Raw genomic sequence first — 17894 nt, forward strand, 5'->3', positions numbered from 1 at the left:
CTATTGCCACAATTTAAATCCATTTTAATTTTTTATAATTTTTTTATGATAGGTTTTAGAAGGTGTTTCGATAGCTAAAACATACATTCCGCTTGCCAATTGTTCTGCATTATAAGGATTATTGATGTTTTTACGGATTAATTTACCTTTGGTATCGTATAAATTTAGGGCTTCAACCTGTACATTTTCCGGAATAACTACTTGAAACGACGATTGAAAAGGGTTTGGAATGATTTTAATTTCGTTACCATACGCTTTCATAGAACTTTTAACACGTACCGTATTATTCTTAGATATAATGTCTTGAAACGGATCTATCTGAATTTCTAACACCACGCCAATATTGGTATCTACTACAAATTCCTGGTTGTTTTGCGTATGCTGCAATACCACGATTTCAGACTGACCCGATGTCCCTGTCAGTTTCAAGGTTACCGGCATTTCAAAAAACGGAACACTTTCGTGCGATGTGGTTTGCGATAAAACTATTTTTGTTTGGGTTTCTGACAATGTTTCTGCCTTTAACTGATAAGACGGATGACCTTCGCCATACACCCAATCGTTGAAAAATTCGGTTAAATCCAATCCTGAAGCCGTTTCTAAATGTGTTTTTAGTTGTGTGGTTACTGCATAACTATAGGCAAATTCGGGATCATTTAAAAAACTCTGCATCGACTGATAAAACACTTCATCGCCCAAAATATATCGCAACATATTCACAACCATTGAACCTTTGTCATAGGTTAACCGGCTATTAAAAATTCGGTCAGAATCAGAAGCCTGCTCTTCGGTTAAATATAAATTTCCATTGGTCTGAGAAGTAATACTTCCAATTTTACTACTTTTCCAGTTCACAAAAGCTTCTTGACCATCTAAATGTTCCACAACCAATCCTGCCATGTATTCGGCAAAGCCCTCGTTAAGCCAAATATCTTTCCAGCTGCCGCACGTTACTTTGTCACCAAACCAGTGATGTGCCAATTCGTGGGCAATTAAATGCCTAGAAAAACCGCCCATGAACGAAACCGTGGTGTGCTCCATTCCCCCACCCCAGCCAAACTGCGCGTGACCGTATTTTTCGGTATGAAAAGGGTAGGTACCGAACAACTCTTCAAAAACATCCATAACCGGCAAAGTTACCTGCAACTGGTTTACGGCTGTTTGGTATGATTCGGGATACAGGTAATTCACAATGGGAAACGTGTAAGGTGCCGTGCCCGCCAATTGTTCGTAAATTTCATAATTGGTCACCGCAATGGCAACTAAATAAGCCGGAATGGGATAAGCGTGTTTAAAATGCGTGGTTTTTGTTCCGTTTTGATGAACGGTCTGCGATTGTTCCATACCGTTTGCAACCGCTACCATATCACCGGGTGTTGTCAGATAAACATCAATCGAATCAATTTTATCGTTAAGCGATTGCTTGCAGGGAAACCAGTCGCGTGCCCCAAAAGGTTCAGAAAGCGTCCACATTATCGGTGTGCCGTTGTGATAACCCTGTGTAAAAGCTTCGTTTGCCGTAGGTGGTGCTCCCTGATAAGTGATTACAACTTCGCCCAACGTTCCTTCTTCAACGGTACCAACCAATTGAATGGTTAGTTCGTTATCTGCCTGTGAAAAAGTCAATGGCTGATTTGCCTGCAGCACTTCCGTTACCTGCAACTGGTGGCTGAAATCAAAAACGATACGCTGTAAATCTTCGTTAGGTACAAACTGCGTAGTAACCGTTCCGGCGATGTAATACTGCTCCGGATTTATATCAAGTGCTAATTTTTGGTACGTTACATCGTAATTCAACGTATTGGGGTTGGGAATAAATGCGAACCTTTTTTCGGCTGCCCGTTGTTCATAAATCCTGTATTCATTAGGTACATCTACAGTAACCTGCCCAAACAGATTATTGGTAAACAAACAATAAACAAAAACTAAAAATATATTTTTCATTGTTTTAAGGTTTCATGAAAACAGGTGTTTTATATCGGCAACATCAAATGATTTTTGTTGTTCATCGATTGAGATAATTGTGTTTGCTACCGATTTCTTTTTGCTTTGTAACGTAACAATTTTTTCTTCGATGGTGTCTTTACAAATCATCCGGTAAGCCATTACTTTCTTATGTTGACCAATGCGGTAACTTCTGTCTATTGCTTGATTTTCCACAGCAGGATTCCACCACGGATCCACAATAAAAACATAATCGGCTTCTGTAAGGTTTAGCCCGGTACCGCCGGCTTTTAAGCTGATAAGGAATACGCGTACATCGGTATTATTTTGAAAATTATCTACTTTTTCTTGTCGGTTTCGGGTGCTTCCGTCTAAATATTCATAGACAATTTGTTCCGATTCTAACCGGTCTTTTATCAATTGAAGCATGCCCACAAACTGTGAAAATACTAAAATTTTGTGATTACCTGTTTTTTCTTTAATGGTTTCGGTAAGCGTATCTAATTTAACCGAATAGTTTCCGTAACTTTCTTCCTCATTGATTAAGGCTGTTGAATTACATATTTGACGGAGTTTGGTTAAGCCTTCTAAAATATACATTTGCGAATTTGCCACACCGTTTTCTTCAATTTGATTTAAGATATATTCTCTGAATCGGTTTTTGAAAGCGTCATATACTTTGCGTTGTGAAGGATTCATTTCGCAATAAACAACGCTTTCTATTTTCTCGGGCAACTCTGTGGCTACTTGTTCTTTTGTTCGTCTTAACACAAATGGATTAATAATTTTAGCAAGTGTTTTAGATACTTCCTCATCATTTTGCTTATCAATATAATCCGAGAAATTTTTACGGAAATGTGTCATTGTGCCTAACAAGCCCGGATTAACAAAATTTAGTTGTGCATATAAATCAAACGTGTTGTTTTCAATAGGTGTTCCTGTAAGAACCAACCGGTTTTTGGCATTTAGCAACCTAACTGTTTTATATCGTTTAGATGCCGGGTTTTTAATTGCCTGGCTTTCATCTAAAATAATATAATTAAACGTGTAATCCTTCAAAAACGCTACATCGTTTAACAAAGACCCGTAGGTAGATAAAATAATATCATACTTCTCGAAATGCTTTTGGTGTTCCTTTCTATCGATTCCCACAAAAGCTAAGACTTTCAATGACGGACAAAACTTTTTAATTTCGGCCTGCCAGTTAAAAATAAGCGATGTTGGTGCTATAATCAACGTAGGAGCTGTGTCTGGATTTTTGTTTTTCAGATACTGTAAAAAAGTAATTATTTGCAGTGTTTTTCCCAGTCCCATATCGTCGGCAAGGCAACCTCCTATTTTATTTTCATCTAAAAACGCCAACCAATTTAAGCCATCTTGCTGGTAATGCCGTAACGTGGCATTGATTTCTTCTGGGACTTTAACATTTGGAATGTCTTTTAGATTTAAAAGGCGTTGCTTTTTTTGATAAAGTTCTTCAAAAAAAGCTGGTTTTTCGTGTAATTCGTTGTACAATTCGTCAAGAATACCAAACTGATAATTAGACAACTGAATACTGTTTTTCTTTACTTCGCCCGATTGAAAGTAAACCGCAAATTTCTGCATCCAATCTTTAGGAAGAATTCCTGTGGTTCCATCGGCCAACAACACATAATTACTTTGTTTTATAAACGACTTCTGCAACTCTTTTAAGTTTACAGTTTGATCGCCAAATTTCACATCGATGTGTACATCAAACCAATCGATATCCGATGACACATGAACAGAAATAGCAGGTTTGTTTACGTTAAATTTAAACGCTTTTAAATCATTGGCTCCAAACACTTTTATATCGGTATTTTTCATCTTCTCAACTGCCGTCATCAGCCAGTAATTTTCTAACAACTGCTCAGGTTGCAGATAAAAAATAGCATCTTGTTGTTGAAAATCGGGGTGCAATTTTCTAAGTTCTTCTAAAAAATTATCTTCAAACGCCTCGTTGCGACTAATTGTTTTTAGTTTATCGCCTGCCGTTACAGTAATAGGTTCGTTAGAATATAAAGGAATCAGCTCTTCGTTATACTTTACAAAAGGTTTAAACACCACATATCCTTCATTTAAATCACTAATATACAAATGCTTTTCTAAGGTATTTTCATCAATCTTTATTTTCGATTTTTTAAATTCGCTAAATTCTACCTCATAATCTTTGCTTAAAGGCAAAATAATTTTTTTATAAAAATGTTCGTCATTTTTTTTGTAGAAATACATCTCCGGGCGTTCTACAAAGTGCATTAAATCAAAAGAAAGTTTAGGCGTTTTTATAAAATAAACTTTGGTGTCTAAAACAATAAACAAAGGTGTTACAATAAGCTTAACGCTATCTATTTTATATTTTGTTCCCGAAAGTTCTACTTTAACTCTTATCCTGTATTTTTTGTGTGCACTAGCTGCCTGAAAGTGAAGTTTAACGGGGTCGGTACAAATTTCTAACCGGGTTAGATTTTTTCGGGCATACGAATCTTTTGAGTTGTGCAAGAAAAACAAAGGATCTTTGTCATCGGAAAAAAACGCACCAAAAATCTGTATGGCTTGTCGCCTTGATTTAATGTTGCCTTCGCCCAACAATCTTTCAATTCTTATGGCATTCATAGCAAACTGAAAGTCATCGGTGTCTGGAAATTCATCGATGATTCTATTTAAATCTTCCGAAAATATTCTTTTAATTTTAGCACTAAAATCGGTTTCTTCTTTATTTAATTTTCCTTTAATGCCATAAAAACTTAAAAAGCTTTTTTTTGAATAATGCGAGGCATAATCGACACATAAACCTAAACCAGCGGGTTCTTCCTGTGTATTTTTTACCAACAAGTTCAACCGTGCCGATGTTTCTATTTCTTTAGCATAATTAACAAACGCATTAGTGTACGTATTAATCTTAACAAATGGTTTAGGTTCCAGCAGAATACCTTTAGGAGAAAGTTTTACATCGAAAAAATCTTGATAATCATCATTGGGCGTCAATCCGTACAAAGCTAATTCTTTTTCAATTTTTTGATTTAAAAAACCTTCTTTAAAGAAATCATTCCCGAATTTATTGGCAAGATCTTTAAAAACAAACAATCGATGTTCACAAAACGGTAACTCGTTAGAACAGCTACAGTACGTTTCTAACTTATTTTGACCTTTAACAAATACTATTTCCTGTTGATATTGATTGGTATTCCAGGTGGCAATTTTACTTTTTATGTGAACAAAGTTTATATCGATATAATTAACGAATCCGTAAGTAATAGAATTTTTCCGAACTCTTTTTCTAAGGTCTTCCAAATCAAATTCGCCGTCTATAAGTATAACATCGCCAGTTTCATGCTTTTTGACCTGTTTCATAACACCAAAAAAGGCGGTCTGTGTGGTTAACGCCCCTTTATCTAAACGTTCAGCTAAATCTTCGACACTTGCTACAATGTGTTTACAAATACCTTTGTAATCATAAGGACAAGAGCATTCTGTTCGGCAAATATCGTTTTTTTCATCCAATTCAATTTCTATAATGTAAGGGCGTTTGGATCCTCCTAAATATTCATAAAGGAAAAGTGTACCACGTTGTTCCAAAAAATGAGGATACACATAAAAAGCATTGTTTATAGAAAATGGGGTACTGTGGGTTTTAATATATTTTGCAAAATTTTTCTTGTACATTTTTTTTTTTATTCTAATCAAAACAAAGATAACAATTTGTATTACCTACGAAACATATCCCAATTAAAAAGATAATTTTAAGCAAATGAGACCACAACCCGTACATTTTTTATAAATTTGCCTTTTATCAATTATTTTATTTATGTTACAGATAGCCTATATCAGAGAAAATCAAGAACAGGTGGTAAATGCCCTGGCAAAAAGAAATCTTGATGCTGCTGAAATGATTCAGAAAGTAATCGACCTTGATGAACAACGAAGAGCAACACAGGTAGAATTAGACACTATTTTAGCCGAATCGAACAAGCTATCCAAAGAAATTGGTGAATTAATGCGTAACGGCGAAAAGGCGAAAGCCGAAATCTTAAAAGAAAAAACCGCACAATCTAAAGACCGCACAGCCGAATTAAAAGAAATTTTAAACACGTTGACCGACGAGTTGACGCAACAATTATATCAAATTCCCAACACGCCCGCAGATATTGTTCCGGAAGGAAAAACGGCAGACGACAACCTGACTGTTTTTGAGCACGGTGAAATTCCTGCTTTGTTTGACGGAGCCTTACCACATTGGGAATTAGCAAAAAAATACGACATCATTGATTTTGAACTGGGTGCCAAAATTACCGGTGCCGGTTTCCCGGTTTACAAGGGTAAAGGTGCCAAGTTACAACGTGCTTTGATCAGTTATTTTTTAGATAAGAATACCGAAGTCGGTTACAACGAAATACAGGTACCTCATTTAATAAACGAAGCATCGGGTTACGGTACTGGTCAGCTGCCCGATAAAGAAGGACAAATGTATCACGCAACCGCTGACGATCTGTATTTGATCCCAACAGCCGAAGTTCCGGTAACCAACCTGTACCGCGATGTAATTTTGCAGGAAAGCGAACTGCCGATCTGCAACACCGCTTACACTCCTTGTTTCCGCAGAGAAGCAGGTTCTTACGGAGCACACGTTCGCGGACTGAACCGTTTGCACCAGTTTGATAAGGTGGAAATTGTCCGCATTGAACATCCCGAAAAATCGTATGAAGCATTAGACGGAATGGTTGAACACGTAAAAGGCATTTTAAACGAATTAAAATTACCGTACCGCATTTTGCGTTTGTGTGGCGGCGATATGGGATTCACCTCGGCATTAACGTATGATTTTGAGGTATTTTCAACCGCACAAGACCGCTGGCTGGAGATTTCATCAGTATCTTGCTTTGAAACCTATCAGGCAAACCGCTTAAAATTGCGTTTTAAAGGTAAAGACGGCAAAACACAACTGGCACACACCTTAAACGGTTCGTCTTTGGCATTGCCGCGCGTATTGGCAGGAATTTTAGAAAACTACCAAACCCCGGAAGGCATCGTGATTCCTGAAGTATTACGTCCTTACTGCGGATTTGATATGATAAATTAGTGAGAAAGTTATAAAGTTAAAAAAAACAACCTGCAAGGTTTTCAGTTCCTTGTAGGTTTGTAAAAATTAAACTTTGTCCGTTGTCATCCCGAACCTGCCGAGGTATCTTTTGGTAAATTACGTCACTTTGAGCATTTAAGATTAAAAGGAGAAGCGTAAATACTCGACCTGACAATACACCTTCGATTGAGATGACAGAGGTTCGGCTAAATCAACAAAACTAAAAAACAAAAATTATGATTATTTACAACGTTACCATAAATATAGACGAATCGGTTCACGATGAATGGCTTCAATGGATGCAAACCAAACACATTAAAGACGTGTTGAACACCGGTTGCTTTACATCGGCACGCCTGGTAAAAGTTTTGGTTGATGAAGATATGGGCGGCATTACTTATTCTGCCCAATATTTTGCACCAAGCAAAGAAGCTTTGGCAGATTACAAAGAAAACAACGCACCTTTATTGCGAAATGAAGGCATGGAACGCTTTGCCGATAAAATGCTAACGTTCCGTACCGATTTAGAAATCATCAGCGAGCATGAATAATCAGGATAAAGTCCGGGCGAAAAAGCACCTGGGTCAGCATTTTTTAAACGATGAAAGCGTTGCGAAAAACATTGCTGACACCTTAACGCTTAACGGATACAACAAAGTATTGGAAATTGGCCCCGGAATGGGAGTGCTGACCAAGTACCTGCTGGAAAAACCCATTGAAACCTTTGTGGTGGAAATAGACAACGAATCGGTAGCCTATCTGGAAAAACACTATCAAAAATTGCACAACCACATTATTGGAGAGGATTTTTTAAAATACAATTTACAAAAAGTTTTTTTTAACGAACCTTTTGCCATTATTGGCAATTTTCCGTACAATATTTCCACGCAGATTGTATTTAGGGTATTAGAAATGCGCAATCAAATTCCCGAATTTGCAGGCATGTTTCAAAAAGAAGTCGCCGAACGGATCTGTGAAAAGAAAGGCAGCAAAACCTACGGAATTTTATCTGTATTGGCACAGGCATTTTACGATACCGAATACCTGTTTACCGTTTCAGAACACGTATTTACACCGCCGCCTAAAGTAAAATCAGGAGTTATGCGAATGATCCGCAAAGAAAATTATTCGCTCCCGTGCAATGAAAAATTGTTTTTTACCGTGGTAAAATCAGCTTTTAACCAACGCAGAAAAACACTGAGGAACAGCTTAAAAAGTTTTTTATCAGACCAGATTAAAGAAGACGAAGTGTTCAACCTTCGTCCCGAACAATTAAATGTAGAAGAATTTATTTCATTAACGCAAAAAATAGAAGCTTATGGAATTCAAAATCAGTAAAGAATTTATCCAGGAAATCGAAGGCTATATTGCCGAAAAAAACGAGCGCGAAATACTTCGAAGCCTTGAAGATATCCACTTTGCTGATATTGCCGAATTAATGAACGAATTAAAAGGAGAAGATGCAGGCTACCTGTTTAAAATCCTTGAATCGGAAGTTACTTCGGAAATTCTATTGGAATTGGACGAAGAAGTCCGTGAGAAAATTCTGAACAATCTTTCTGCCAAAGAAATTGCAGAAGAGTTAGACGAAATGGACACCGATGATGCCGCCGACATTATTTCGGAACTTTCCGAAGAAATGAAAGACGAGGTTATCTCGGAGTTAGAAGATTTTGAGCACGCCAAAGACATTGTAGAATTGCTTCGTTACGACGAAGATACCGCCGGTGGTTTAATGGCGAAAGAATACATTCAGGCAAACGAAAACTGGAACGTACTGACCTGTATTCAGGAAATCCGCAAGCAAGCCGAAAACGTTTCCCGCGTACACTCTATTTATGTTGTTGACGATGAAGACCGCCTCAAAGGCCGTTTGTCTTTGAAAGATTTAATTACCTCATCGACCACCACTAAAATCAAAGACATATACATTCCAAAGGTCGATTATGTGAAAGTAGATACCGAAGACATTGAAGTTGCCCGAATCATGCAGAAATACGATTTAGAGGCGATTCCTGTGGTTGATGAAACCGGACGTTTGGTGGGAAGAATTACCATTGACGACGTTGTTGACGTGATTAAGGAAGAAGCCGACCGCGATTACCAAATGGCAGCAGGTATCTCGCAAGATGTTGAAGCCGATGACAGCATCTGGGAATTAACGCGCGCACGTTTGCCGTGGTTACTGTTGGCATTAATTGGTAGTTTTATTGCGGTAAACGTTGCCCAAAGTTTTAGCGATGCCATGACCAAATATGCCACCTTGTTTTTCTTTACTCCTTTGGTTGCAGCGATGGCAGGAAACGTGGGTGTACAATCGTCTGCAATTGTGGTACAAGGTCTGGCAAATAACAGTTTATCGGGATCTTTATGGAAACGCTTGGGTAAAGAAATGCTTCTGGCACTTTTAAACAGTGCTATTTTAGCCATTTTACTGTTGCTGGCAACACACTTTATCATGGGTACCACGTACGAAATTTCTTCAACCATTGTGCTGGCATTAGTTACCGTGATGATCTTGGCAAGCCTTATAGGAACGTTTATCCCTATTATGCTGCACAAATACGGCATTGATCCCGCCATAGCTACCGGACCGTTTATTACCACAAGCAACGATATTTTTGGTATTTTGATTTACTTTACCATTGCAAAAATAATTTTAGGGTTTTAATTTACAACCATGACCTTTTCAAGAAATGTGAAATCAATTATTTATTTCTCATAAATACATTTGTAAAGAAGTTCATTCTTTAAAAAATCACCTCTACATTATTTTAAAGTGGCGAAACAAATATCCACCACCCAGACCAACAGAAACAAACGGAGTTCCTTGCTGAAGCGGCAGCAAATAATCATAACCTGCTTTCACTGTCAATAAACCAAATTCTGCATATACATGAGGCGAAAGTCGGAACTGGTTGCTAAATTCCTTGTTAAAGTCAAGCAGATACCCACCAGTGATTCCTGCTGAAATCAGATGTGATTTAGATGAACCTTCGTCCAAAAAATACATTCCTGTTACCTGAAGTTGCAAACCTGACGGCATATTTTTGTTTGGTGTGGTATAATCCAAACCAAATGCCACATCGTACGGTTTATCATTGTCGAAAAGTACAGGTACATTCAATGCCGCCTGAAACATGGCTTTTTTGTCGTACTTTCCTCCCAAACTGAATACTTGTGCATGGAGTGATGTTGTTAGACTAAAGACAAAAATAAGTGCTATTTTTACAAAAACTTTCCTCAAAATTTTAGAGCTACATGATATGAAAATTACTTGAATCGTTTAAAAACACCAAGGTTCGAACAATCAATAAACTGTTAATAATTACGCAAATCAACATAAGTCTTTGTGTAGATTTTGTTGTTGCGTTTTTCTTTTTTATTAATCCTATTACGCTGAATATAAACCCAATAGGTACCAAAAAAATAAATAAGATAATCGCCAAAAGAGCTCCTTCTTTAGCGAAACCACTAAAGGCAAAATGAATTAAAAGAAAATTAAATACATTAAAAACTGTGCTAAAAGTAGCTACAACATATACCATATCTTCATTTTTAATGATACTAAGATATGATTTTACCACAACATATTCATTTAAACACCTTATTTTTATATCTTTATCATTAGATCATTAAAAAAATGATAAAGAAGCTTTACATACTCTTTTTGTTATTTGGCATACATACAGTTGCCCAAAGTCCATTTCCTGTAAAAATTCGTGATTTTTCAGAAAAGTACGAAGCTGTGATTAACCAAAATGAGAAAGATACGTTGATTAGCGGGCATTACGATGAATATATACCGGATTACGTCATTATCATTTTAGATAAAACGACCCGGAAAACAGTTTTGGAAACCTATACTACGGACTTTCCTACCTATCTTTTAGACGAAAACAACGAAGCCATCCCCAACATCAAAGAATTGCCTTATGGTTCACAGAGTGTATTATTATACGAGGATTATAATTTTGACGGTGTGAAAGATTTTGCATTGATGAATGGAAACAACAGTTGCTACGGCGGTCCTTCGTTTGATATTTACCTGGCAGAAAACAACTCCTTTGAATACAACGAATCTTTTTCTGCATTATCCAACGATTATTGCGGAATGTTTCAAATCGATCCGGAAACAAAAACCATACACACCATGACTAAAAGCGGCTGTTGCTGGCATCAGTTTTCGGAATTTAAGGTGGTCAACAACGAGCCGAAAGCCGTGAAAATTGTGGAAGAGGGCATATTTGCCGAACCTCCGGGGTTGGTTGAAGTGCATACCGAAGAATGGAAAAACGGCAAAAAACTGGAATCGAATACTTTATTGCTTCCTTATAATGCCTATGAAAACAACACCTTATTGTATTTTGATTTAGATAAAAATGATGAGAAAGTGGTCTTGTTTACATCGGATGAATACCTGTATTACGCTTTACTTAAACCCGATGAAAGTATAGAATTTTATCACCCAAAACCCTTTTATGACGAAACAGAAAATGGTTATGTTTACGGAAATTTTACGTATGATTCTGATGACAAGACGCTGAAATTTAAAAACAAAGATGCGGAATACGTACTTTATGAAACAGACAACAGCATCGGCATCAAAGTAATAACAAAAGGGAAAACCTATGATATGAAGGGTAATTATGTAACAACCAATGGTTCTTTAACCAGACTGAGAACTGTAAAACTACTCAATGTGCTTCATGATAATTATTAGAAAACATATCGTTTTATTTTTGATGTTGCTAGCCATTGTTCCCTTCTATGGTCAGAATCTGCCACCGTTTACAAGCCTGGATTCTGATACCTTGACCTGGAAAGATTCGCAGGGCATTCATCTTTTACTGTTAGAACAATCGGATGTTGTTACCGATGAAGAAAACGGTTTTTCATCGCAAACCATTCAGGCAACACATTGGTTAAAAAAAGTCAATGGATTGCAAAAAACCTGGTCTTTTCAAGACGGCATTAAAGATTGCCCGGTAGATATAGAAGCTAAATTTCTTGCAGCACCACAATTTTCCGATTTGGACAACAATGGACTTTTTGAAATCTGGTTTATTATACAAAAATCCTGCAAAGGTGATGTCAGTCCATCTTTGATTGAAGTGGTCATGGTAAATCATAAAAACGCAAAATATTTTTTAGAAGCCGAACAAAAGTTGGTTTTTCCAAACGGCAGTACAGATGGCGGAACTTATGATTTAGCCGATTTTGAATCGTTGCCAGAACCGTTTCAGGATTATGCTTTAGAGTATTTATTTAAAAATTATGAATACAAATATTAAATTTACAATGATAAAAAGCATTGCTTATCTGTTTCTGGGTTAATTAAAAAGTTAACATTAACAAAATCGAATGTACAAGTATTTTCTGTAATTTTATAGAAACAAAATCGTTTCATTATGAAAAAAGACCAATTAAAAAAGAAACTTAAAGAGCAGAACAAACAGCTTAAAAAACAAAAGTCAATTATTAAATCGTACAAGAAGCTGTTAGGCGAATACGAAGATCTTGCGAAAAGAATGAAAAAACATATCAAGAAATTTGAATCGCTGTTAGAAGAAATTGAAGTAGAAGAAGAATTATCTGACGAAGAAATTGATCAAATTATGAGTCAGTTTGATGAAATTTCTGAAGAAGAAGAAGATTTTGACGACGAAGAACATCAAGATTAAATATTTTAATAAATAAACCAAGACGGTTAAACCGTCTTGGTTTATATCTGATTTACAATGTTTTCATATCAATTACGAAACGGTATTTCACATCAGATTTTTGCATACGAATGTAAGCTTCGTTGATATCTTTCATTGGGATCACCTCTACTTCAGAAACAATTCCGTATTTTCCACAAAAATCAAGCATTTCCTGTGTTTCTTTAATTCCGCCGATTAACGATCCGGCAATGTTTCTTCGTTTGTTAATCAACACACCTCCATGAACGCCCGGCAATGGCTCAATGGCGCCAACCATACACATTGTTTTGTCTAACTTCAATAACAACAAATAAGGGTTCACATCATGTGCCACCGGAATGGTATTTAACAGAAAATCAAAACTGTATGCGTGTTTTTTCATTTGTTCAGGGTCTTTTGAAATTAAAACTTCGTCGGCTCCCAAATTCATCGCATCTGCTCCTTTTGATTCTGAGGTAGTAATCATTACCACATGTGCACCCATTGCCTTGGCAAATTTTACGCCCATGTGTCCTAATCCGCCCAAGCCAATAATGCCTACTTTGTCTCCTTTTCGAATGTTCCAATGACTCAAAGGCGACCACGTGGTAATACCCGCACACAATAAAGGGGCTACATTTTCTAACGGCAGATTATCCGGAATGTGCAACACAAAATCTTCTTCTACTACAATGTTTTCAGAATAGCCACCATAAGTAACACCTCCGTATTTAGACTTCGTGGAATTATAGGTTCCCGTAAAACCGTTTTCGCAATACTGTTCTAAACCTTGGTTGCATGAATGACAGTGTTTGCACGATTCTACCATACATCCCACCCCAACAATTTCGCCTGCTTTAAATTTTGTCACTTCGGAGCCCACCGCTTCTACCCGGCCTATGATTTCATGACCGGGTACCGCCGGATAATTTGTTGGTCCCCAATCAGATTTTGCTGTGTGTAAATCGCTGTGGCAAACACCGCAGTATTCTATTTTTATAAATACGTCTTTAGGATCTAACGCTCTTCGTTCAATGATATGTGGTTTTAACGGATCTTCCGCATTAAAGGCTGCATAAGCTTTTGTACTCATTTGTTTAAGTATTATAATTAAGGTTTATAAATTTACGTAATCACATCGATGAAATTGTTGTTTGGAAGTTAAAACCGCACGTCATCAGAAATTTCACAAACCGGAACCGGATTCATTTTGTGCTGATTGGTGGTGTTCAATCGTTTGTAAATTTTAAAAACTTCTAACTCACGGCCAGAAAAATCGGCTTCGGTTTTCCCTGCTGCATCTGCTTCCATAGCTGCTTCCAGTTCATCATAACTTGCTCCCAGTTGATCTTCATCTGATCGGTCGTCGCCAAACAAGCCGTCAGTTGGTTTTGCATTAATGATATTTTGCGTAATTCCCAAATAAGCCGCCAGTGTCCGGACTTCTGATTTCATCAGATCTGCAATGGGACTCACATCTACACCGCCATCTCCGTATTTGGTAAAAAATCCCACGCCAAAATCTTCCACTTTATTCCCGGTTCCTGCCACCAAAAAACCGTTAATTCCCGCAAAGTAATACAAGGTCGTCATCCGCAAACGGGCACGTGTATTGGCTAACGTCAAATGTAACAAAGCCTCGTTATCGGTCGATGGCAAATGCTGACGCATTAAATCAAACGTAGCCGTTAAATCGGCAACCACATTGGTTACATTGGAATAGTTGTTTTTTAAAAAAGCGATGTGCTCCTGCCCTCTTGATACCTGGTTTGATGCCTGATGAATCGGCATTTCAACACATAATGCAGGCAACCCGGTTTTGGCACATAACGTAGAAACCAAAGCAGAATCGATTCCGCCCGAAACACCCACTACAAACCCTTTAACGCGGGCTGTTTCAGCATACGTTTTCAGCCAGTTTACAATGTGATTTATTATTTTTTCAGAATTTATTTTTTTATATTCCCCTGCCATTTTTTGATTCGTTATATTTGTGATTTAAAATTATAAAATCTATTGCGTTTTTACGATGAAAAACATTTTTTATTTATTTGTTTGTTCAATATTTTTTGTTGCCTGTAAAAAGTATCCTTCTTTAAATGAAGAAATTGAAAGTGTGCATATAAACGTTAAAATGGAACGTTTTGATCAGGAATTTATGCAGGTAACTCCTGAAAACTTTAATGCTTTACAAAATAAATATCCTTATTTATTAAGTTCAAACATTCCCGATTCGGTTTGGTTCAAGAAAAAAAACGACACGCTTTTCCAGGAACTTTACAGCGAAACCGAGAAGAAATTCAGCGATCTTTCACAATTACAAGACGATTTGTCTTTGTTGTTTAAACATATCAAATACTATTATCCTAACGAAAACCCGGGCAAGGTAATCACCGTTTTATCTGAAGTAGATATTACAAACCGTGCCATTTACGCCGATTCTGTTTCTATTATTTCATTAGACACTTATCTGGGTAAAGAACATAAATTTTATACCGGTTTTGACGCTTATACTTTAGGCGATTTTGAACCAAACCGAATTATTGTTGATTTAGCTGAAAATTTCGCTTTACAAAAAATCACACCTTCACAAGACCGAACTTTTTTAAGCCAGATGATATTCTGGGGTAAAATTACATACTTAAAACAAATGCTTTTGCCCGAAACAAGCGATGCCTTATTAATGAACTATACCGAAGATCAGATAAAATGGGCAGAAGCTAATGAAGCACAAATGTGGAAGTTTTTTGTTGAAAGCAAATATTTATATGACAATGATATAAAGCTGGTTGCCCGTTTTATACAGCGTGCACCTTTTTCTAAATTTTATCTGGAACTGGATCAGGAATCGCCGGGAAGCGTAGGGGTTTATATAGGTTGGCAAATCGTTCGTTCGTATATGAAAAATAATAACGTAACTTTGCAGGAACTGGCATTAAAAGATGCCAAAACCATTTTTGATCAATCTAAATATAAACCTAAAAAATAATGGCTAACAACACCTCAGAAATTAAAATAAAGGTTACCGTTGACGAAAACAAAGTTCCCGATGATATCCGATGGACTGCAAATGACGGCGGTATTAAAAACGAACAGGCAAAGGCTATGTTATTGTCTATCTGGGACAGCAAAGTTCAGGAAACATTACGCATTGACTTGTGGACAAAAGAAATGCCCGTTGACGAAATGAAGGTATTTTTCCACCAGACTTTAGTGGCAATGGCCGATACTTTTGAACGTGCTACCGACGATAAAAAAATGAGTGATACCATGCGCGATTTTTGTGCCTATTTTGCTGAAAAATTAGAATTGCATAAAAAGTAAAATCTGTAAAAGCAATTTATGAATCATTCAGCTTCAAAAATAAAGCTTTCTCAGATTGTTTTTATGATAAGCTTATTTACAACGGTTTATTGGTTGGTTGCGTTCAACATTAACGTGTACGCTCATACCGTTACAAGAGTTATTTTTGAAATGACTTCCTTACTGCTTATGATCAGTTTATATACGCTGCCTTTTTTAATAATTGCATTGATTTTACGATTAAAGAAAAGAACTCCTAAATTACATTATGTTAGTTTAGGACTTCTTTTATTCCTTTTGATTTTAATATTTACGGTTTATCAGTAATTAAGTTTTTACAAGTCTTCATAAAAAACTTCAATTTCTCTCTAAAATAACTTCGTATCTTTGCACAAACAATACAACTAATGAAAGAAACAATAATTGCTCCATCGGTTTTAGCAGCCGATTTTGCAAACTTACAACGCGATGTAGAGATGATTAACAACAGTGCCGCCGACTGGTTTCACATTGATATTATGGACGGTGTTTTTGTACCTAACATCTCTTTCGGCATGCCCGTTTTGGCAGCAATCAACAAGCACGCTAAAAAAACAATCGATGTACATTTAATGATTGTCGATCCTGACAGATACATCGATACTTTTAAAGCTTTGGGCGCTGATGTACTGACGGTTCATTATGAAGCCTGTACGCATTTACACCGCTCGTTACAAGCTATTAAAGCTGCCGGAATGAAAGCCGGAGTGGCAATTAACCCGCACACCAATGTAGCATTGTTAGAAGATGTCATCAACAACATTGATCTGGTTTGCGTAATGAGTGTGAATCCCGGTTTTGGCGGACAATCGTTTATTGAAAATACCTATAAAAAAGTAAAACAGCTTAAGGAAATCATTGTTAAAAACAATGCTTCCACATTAATAGAAATAGACGGGGGCGTAACCGATAAAAATGCTGCAGATTTAGTAAAAGCAGGTGCAGATGTTTTGGTTGCAGGCAGTTTTGTTTTTAATGCTCACAATCCGATAGAAACCATACAAAATCTTAAAAAGATTACTACTTTTTAAAAAAAAGAGTGTCCGAAAAGTGTTTAACACTGTCATTCCGAACTTGTTCCGGACACGAGCTTGCGAACTGACAAAGTAATCTCATACGTTTGATTCTTAATAGCTTGTGAGAAGCTGAAACGAGTTCAGCTTGACAAACTTAGGCTTTTTGGACAGCTTATTTTATAAGTATCTTTTCTGTTTTGTTGCCTTTATCGGTTTGGATAACGAACAAATACATACCTTTACTTAAAGCGGAAACATCAATGTGATTAAAATGATCTTTTACAGAACGTACCCATTTACCCGAACTGTCTAAAATTTGTACCGCCTGCAGGGTTACGCCATTGGTTTCTTTCTGTTCAATTGTAACATAATTTGCAGCCGGGTTGGGGTATATTTTAAAATTTTCGTTCACGAATTTTTCAACACTTAACACGCAGTTGTCGCTAAAAAAATGTTTATAGGCATTGTATATTGCCCATTTATCATAAGGTGCCGTGCCGTTGGTAGCCGCTACATAATCATCAACCTCTATACAGACATTATAGGGCACATTATTTAAGCTGTTATGCCCCAATAAAATAGTAACACTATCTGCAGTATTATTACGCATATTCAACCTTTCTAATGTAATTAAATTGTAAACATTTATCTTTTTTAGGTTATTATTATTACTTAAATCTAATTCCGTCATGTCATTATATTGCATAAACTCTAAATGATTTCCAAGATTTACATATTCTAAATCTTTGTTTGCAGAGAAATCAATTGTTAACAACCAGTTACTCGGTAAAACTAGTTTTTTTAATTTAGTAA

17 protein-coding genes are annotated in these 17894 nt (G+C 36.7%); 11 read left to right on the forward strand and 6 right to left on the reverse strand.

Annotation, left to right across the window (positions count from 1 at the left end; genetic code table 11):
- Positions 1-24: 24 nt before the first annotated feature.
- Together BLW20_RS08775 and BLW20_RS08780 are read right to left on the reverse strand one after the other, a co-directional pair.
- Positions 25-1944, reverse strand: a complete 1920-nt coding sequence (locus BLW20_RS08775) for a M1 family metallopeptidase (protein ID WP_091099197.1) — start codon at positions 1942-1944, stop codon at positions 25-27.
- A 12-nt stretch (positions 1945-1956) separates the two neighbouring features.
- Positions 1957-5625, reverse strand: a complete 3669-nt coding sequence (locus tag BLW20_RS08780) for a DEAD/DEAH box helicase (protein WP_091099200.1) — start codon at positions 5623-5625, stop codon at positions 1957-1959.
- A gap of 142 nt (positions 5626-5767) precedes the next feature.
- On the opposite strand from BLW20_RS08780, the gene serS reads away from it, so the two are divergent.
- From serS to mgtE, 4 genes are all read left to right on the forward strand, one after another.
- Positions 5768-7039 carry a serine--tRNA ligase gene (serS, locus tag BLW20_RS08785; RefSeq protein WP_091099204.1) on the forward strand — a complete coding sequence of 424 codons (1272 nt, stop codon included), beginning with the start codon at positions 5768-5770 and terminating at the stop codon, positions 7037-7039.
- A 236-nt stretch (positions 7040-7275) separates the two neighbouring features.
- A complete protein-coding gene (locus BLW20_RS08790) occupies positions 7276-7590 on the forward strand; it encodes a DUF4286 family protein (protein WP_091099208.1) in 315 nt (104 codons plus the stop codon).
- On the forward strand, positions 7583-8377 hold the full coding sequence (rsmA, locus tag BLW20_RS08795; RefSeq protein ID WP_091099211.1) for a 16S rRNA (adenine(1518)-N(6)/adenine(1519)-N(6))-dimethyltransferase RsmA: 795 nt from the start codon (positions 7583-7585) through the stop codon (positions 8375-8377). The genes BLW20_RS08790 and rsmA overlap by 8 nt, the downstream gene beginning before the upstream one ends.
- Entirely contained in the window at positions 8358-9710 is a 1353-nt protein-coding gene (gene mgtE, locus BLW20_RS08800; protein ID WP_091099215.1) for a magnesium transporter, read from the forward strand. Before rsmA ends, mgtE begins: the two co-directional genes overlap by 20 nt.
- A gap of 93 nt (positions 9711-9803) precedes the next feature.
- Here mgtE and BLW20_RS08805 read toward each other — a convergent pair whose 3' ends face one another.
- Complete coding sequence (locus BLW20_RS08805) at positions 9804-10286, reverse strand: hypothetical protein (RefSeq protein ID WP_218143515.1); 483 nt, start codon at positions 10284-10286, stop codon at positions 9804-9806.
- Positions 10287-10682: 396 nt separating this feature from the next.
- Between BLW20_RS08805 and BLW20_RS08815 the strand changes: the two genes are divergently transcribed.
- The 3 genes from BLW20_RS08815 (at position 10683) to BLW20_RS08825 (ending at position 12723) form a co-directional block, all read left to right on the forward strand.
- Positions 10683-11762 carry an XAC2610-related protein gene (locus tag BLW20_RS08815; protein WP_091099222.1) on the forward strand — a complete coding sequence of 360 codons (1080 nt, stop codon included), beginning with the start codon at positions 10683-10685 and terminating at the stop codon, positions 11760-11762.
- 22 nt (positions 11763-11784) lie between these two features.
- Complete coding sequence (locus tag BLW20_RS08820) at positions 11785-12333, forward strand: M949_RS01915 family surface polysaccharide biosynthesis protein (RefSeq protein ID WP_397334311.1); 549 nt, start codon at positions 11785-11787, stop codon at positions 12331-12333.
- 117 nt (positions 12334-12450) lie between these two features.
- The gene (locus BLW20_RS08825; protein WP_091099229.1) at positions 12451-12723 is read left to right on the forward strand and encodes a hypothetical protein; all 273 of its coding nucleotides are present in this window, start codon (positions 12451-12453) and stop codon (positions 12721-12723) included.
- A 52-nt stretch (positions 12724-12775) separates the two neighbouring features.
- On the opposite strand, the gene BLW20_RS08830 is transcribed toward BLW20_RS08825, so the two are convergent.
- Positions 12776-13816: an NAD(P)-dependent alcohol dehydrogenase gene (locus BLW20_RS08830; protein ID WP_091099233.1), complete on the reverse strand. Its 1041-nt coding sequence runs from the start codon at positions 13814-13816 to the stop codon at positions 12776-12778.
- 68 nt (positions 13817-13884) lie between these two features.
- A complete protein-coding gene (gene nadE, locus BLW20_RS08835; protein ID WP_091099237.1) occupies positions 13885-14697 on the reverse strand; it encodes an NAD(+) synthase in 813 nt (270 codons plus the stop codon).
- Positions 14698-14752: 55 nt separating this feature from the next.
- Between nadE and gldB the strand changes: the two genes are divergently transcribed.
- The 4 genes from gldB (at position 14753) to rpe (ending at position 17096) form a co-directional block, all read left to right on the forward strand.
- Positions 14753-15712: a gliding motility lipoprotein GldB gene (gene gldB / locus BLW20_RS08840; protein WP_091099240.1), complete on the forward strand. Its 960-nt coding sequence runs from the start codon at positions 14753-14755 to the stop codon at positions 15710-15712.
- Positions 15712-16047, forward strand: coding sequence for a gliding motility protein GldC (gene gldC, locus BLW20_RS08845; protein WP_091099244.1), 336 nt, complete (start codon positions 15712-15714; stop codon positions 16045-16047). The genes gldB and gldC overlap by 1 nt, the downstream gene beginning before the upstream one ends.
- Before the next feature lie 18 nt (positions 16048-16065).
- Positions 16066-16353: a hypothetical protein gene (locus BLW20_RS08850; RefSeq protein ID WP_091099248.1), complete on the forward strand. Its 288-nt coding sequence runs from the start codon at positions 16066-16068 to the stop codon at positions 16351-16353.
- Positions 16354-16433: 80 nt separating this feature from the next.
- Complete coding sequence (gene rpe / locus BLW20_RS08855; RefSeq protein WP_091099251.1) at positions 16434-17096, forward strand: ribulose-phosphate 3-epimerase; 663 nt, start codon at positions 16434-16436, stop codon at positions 17094-17096.
- A gap of 157 nt (positions 17097-17253) precedes the next feature.
- On the opposite strand, the gene BLW20_RS08860 is transcribed toward rpe, so the two are convergent.
- A partial coding sequence (locus tag BLW20_RS08860) for a T9SS type A sorting domain-containing protein (RefSeq protein WP_143037765.1) occupies positions 17254-17894 on the reverse strand: 641 nt, incomplete at its 5' end.

It is taken from the genome of Paenimyroides marinum (assembly GCF_900108395.1).
Classification (GTDB): Bacteria; Bacteroidota; Bacteroidia; order Flavobacteriales; family Flavobacteriaceae; genus Flavobacterium; species Flavobacterium marinum.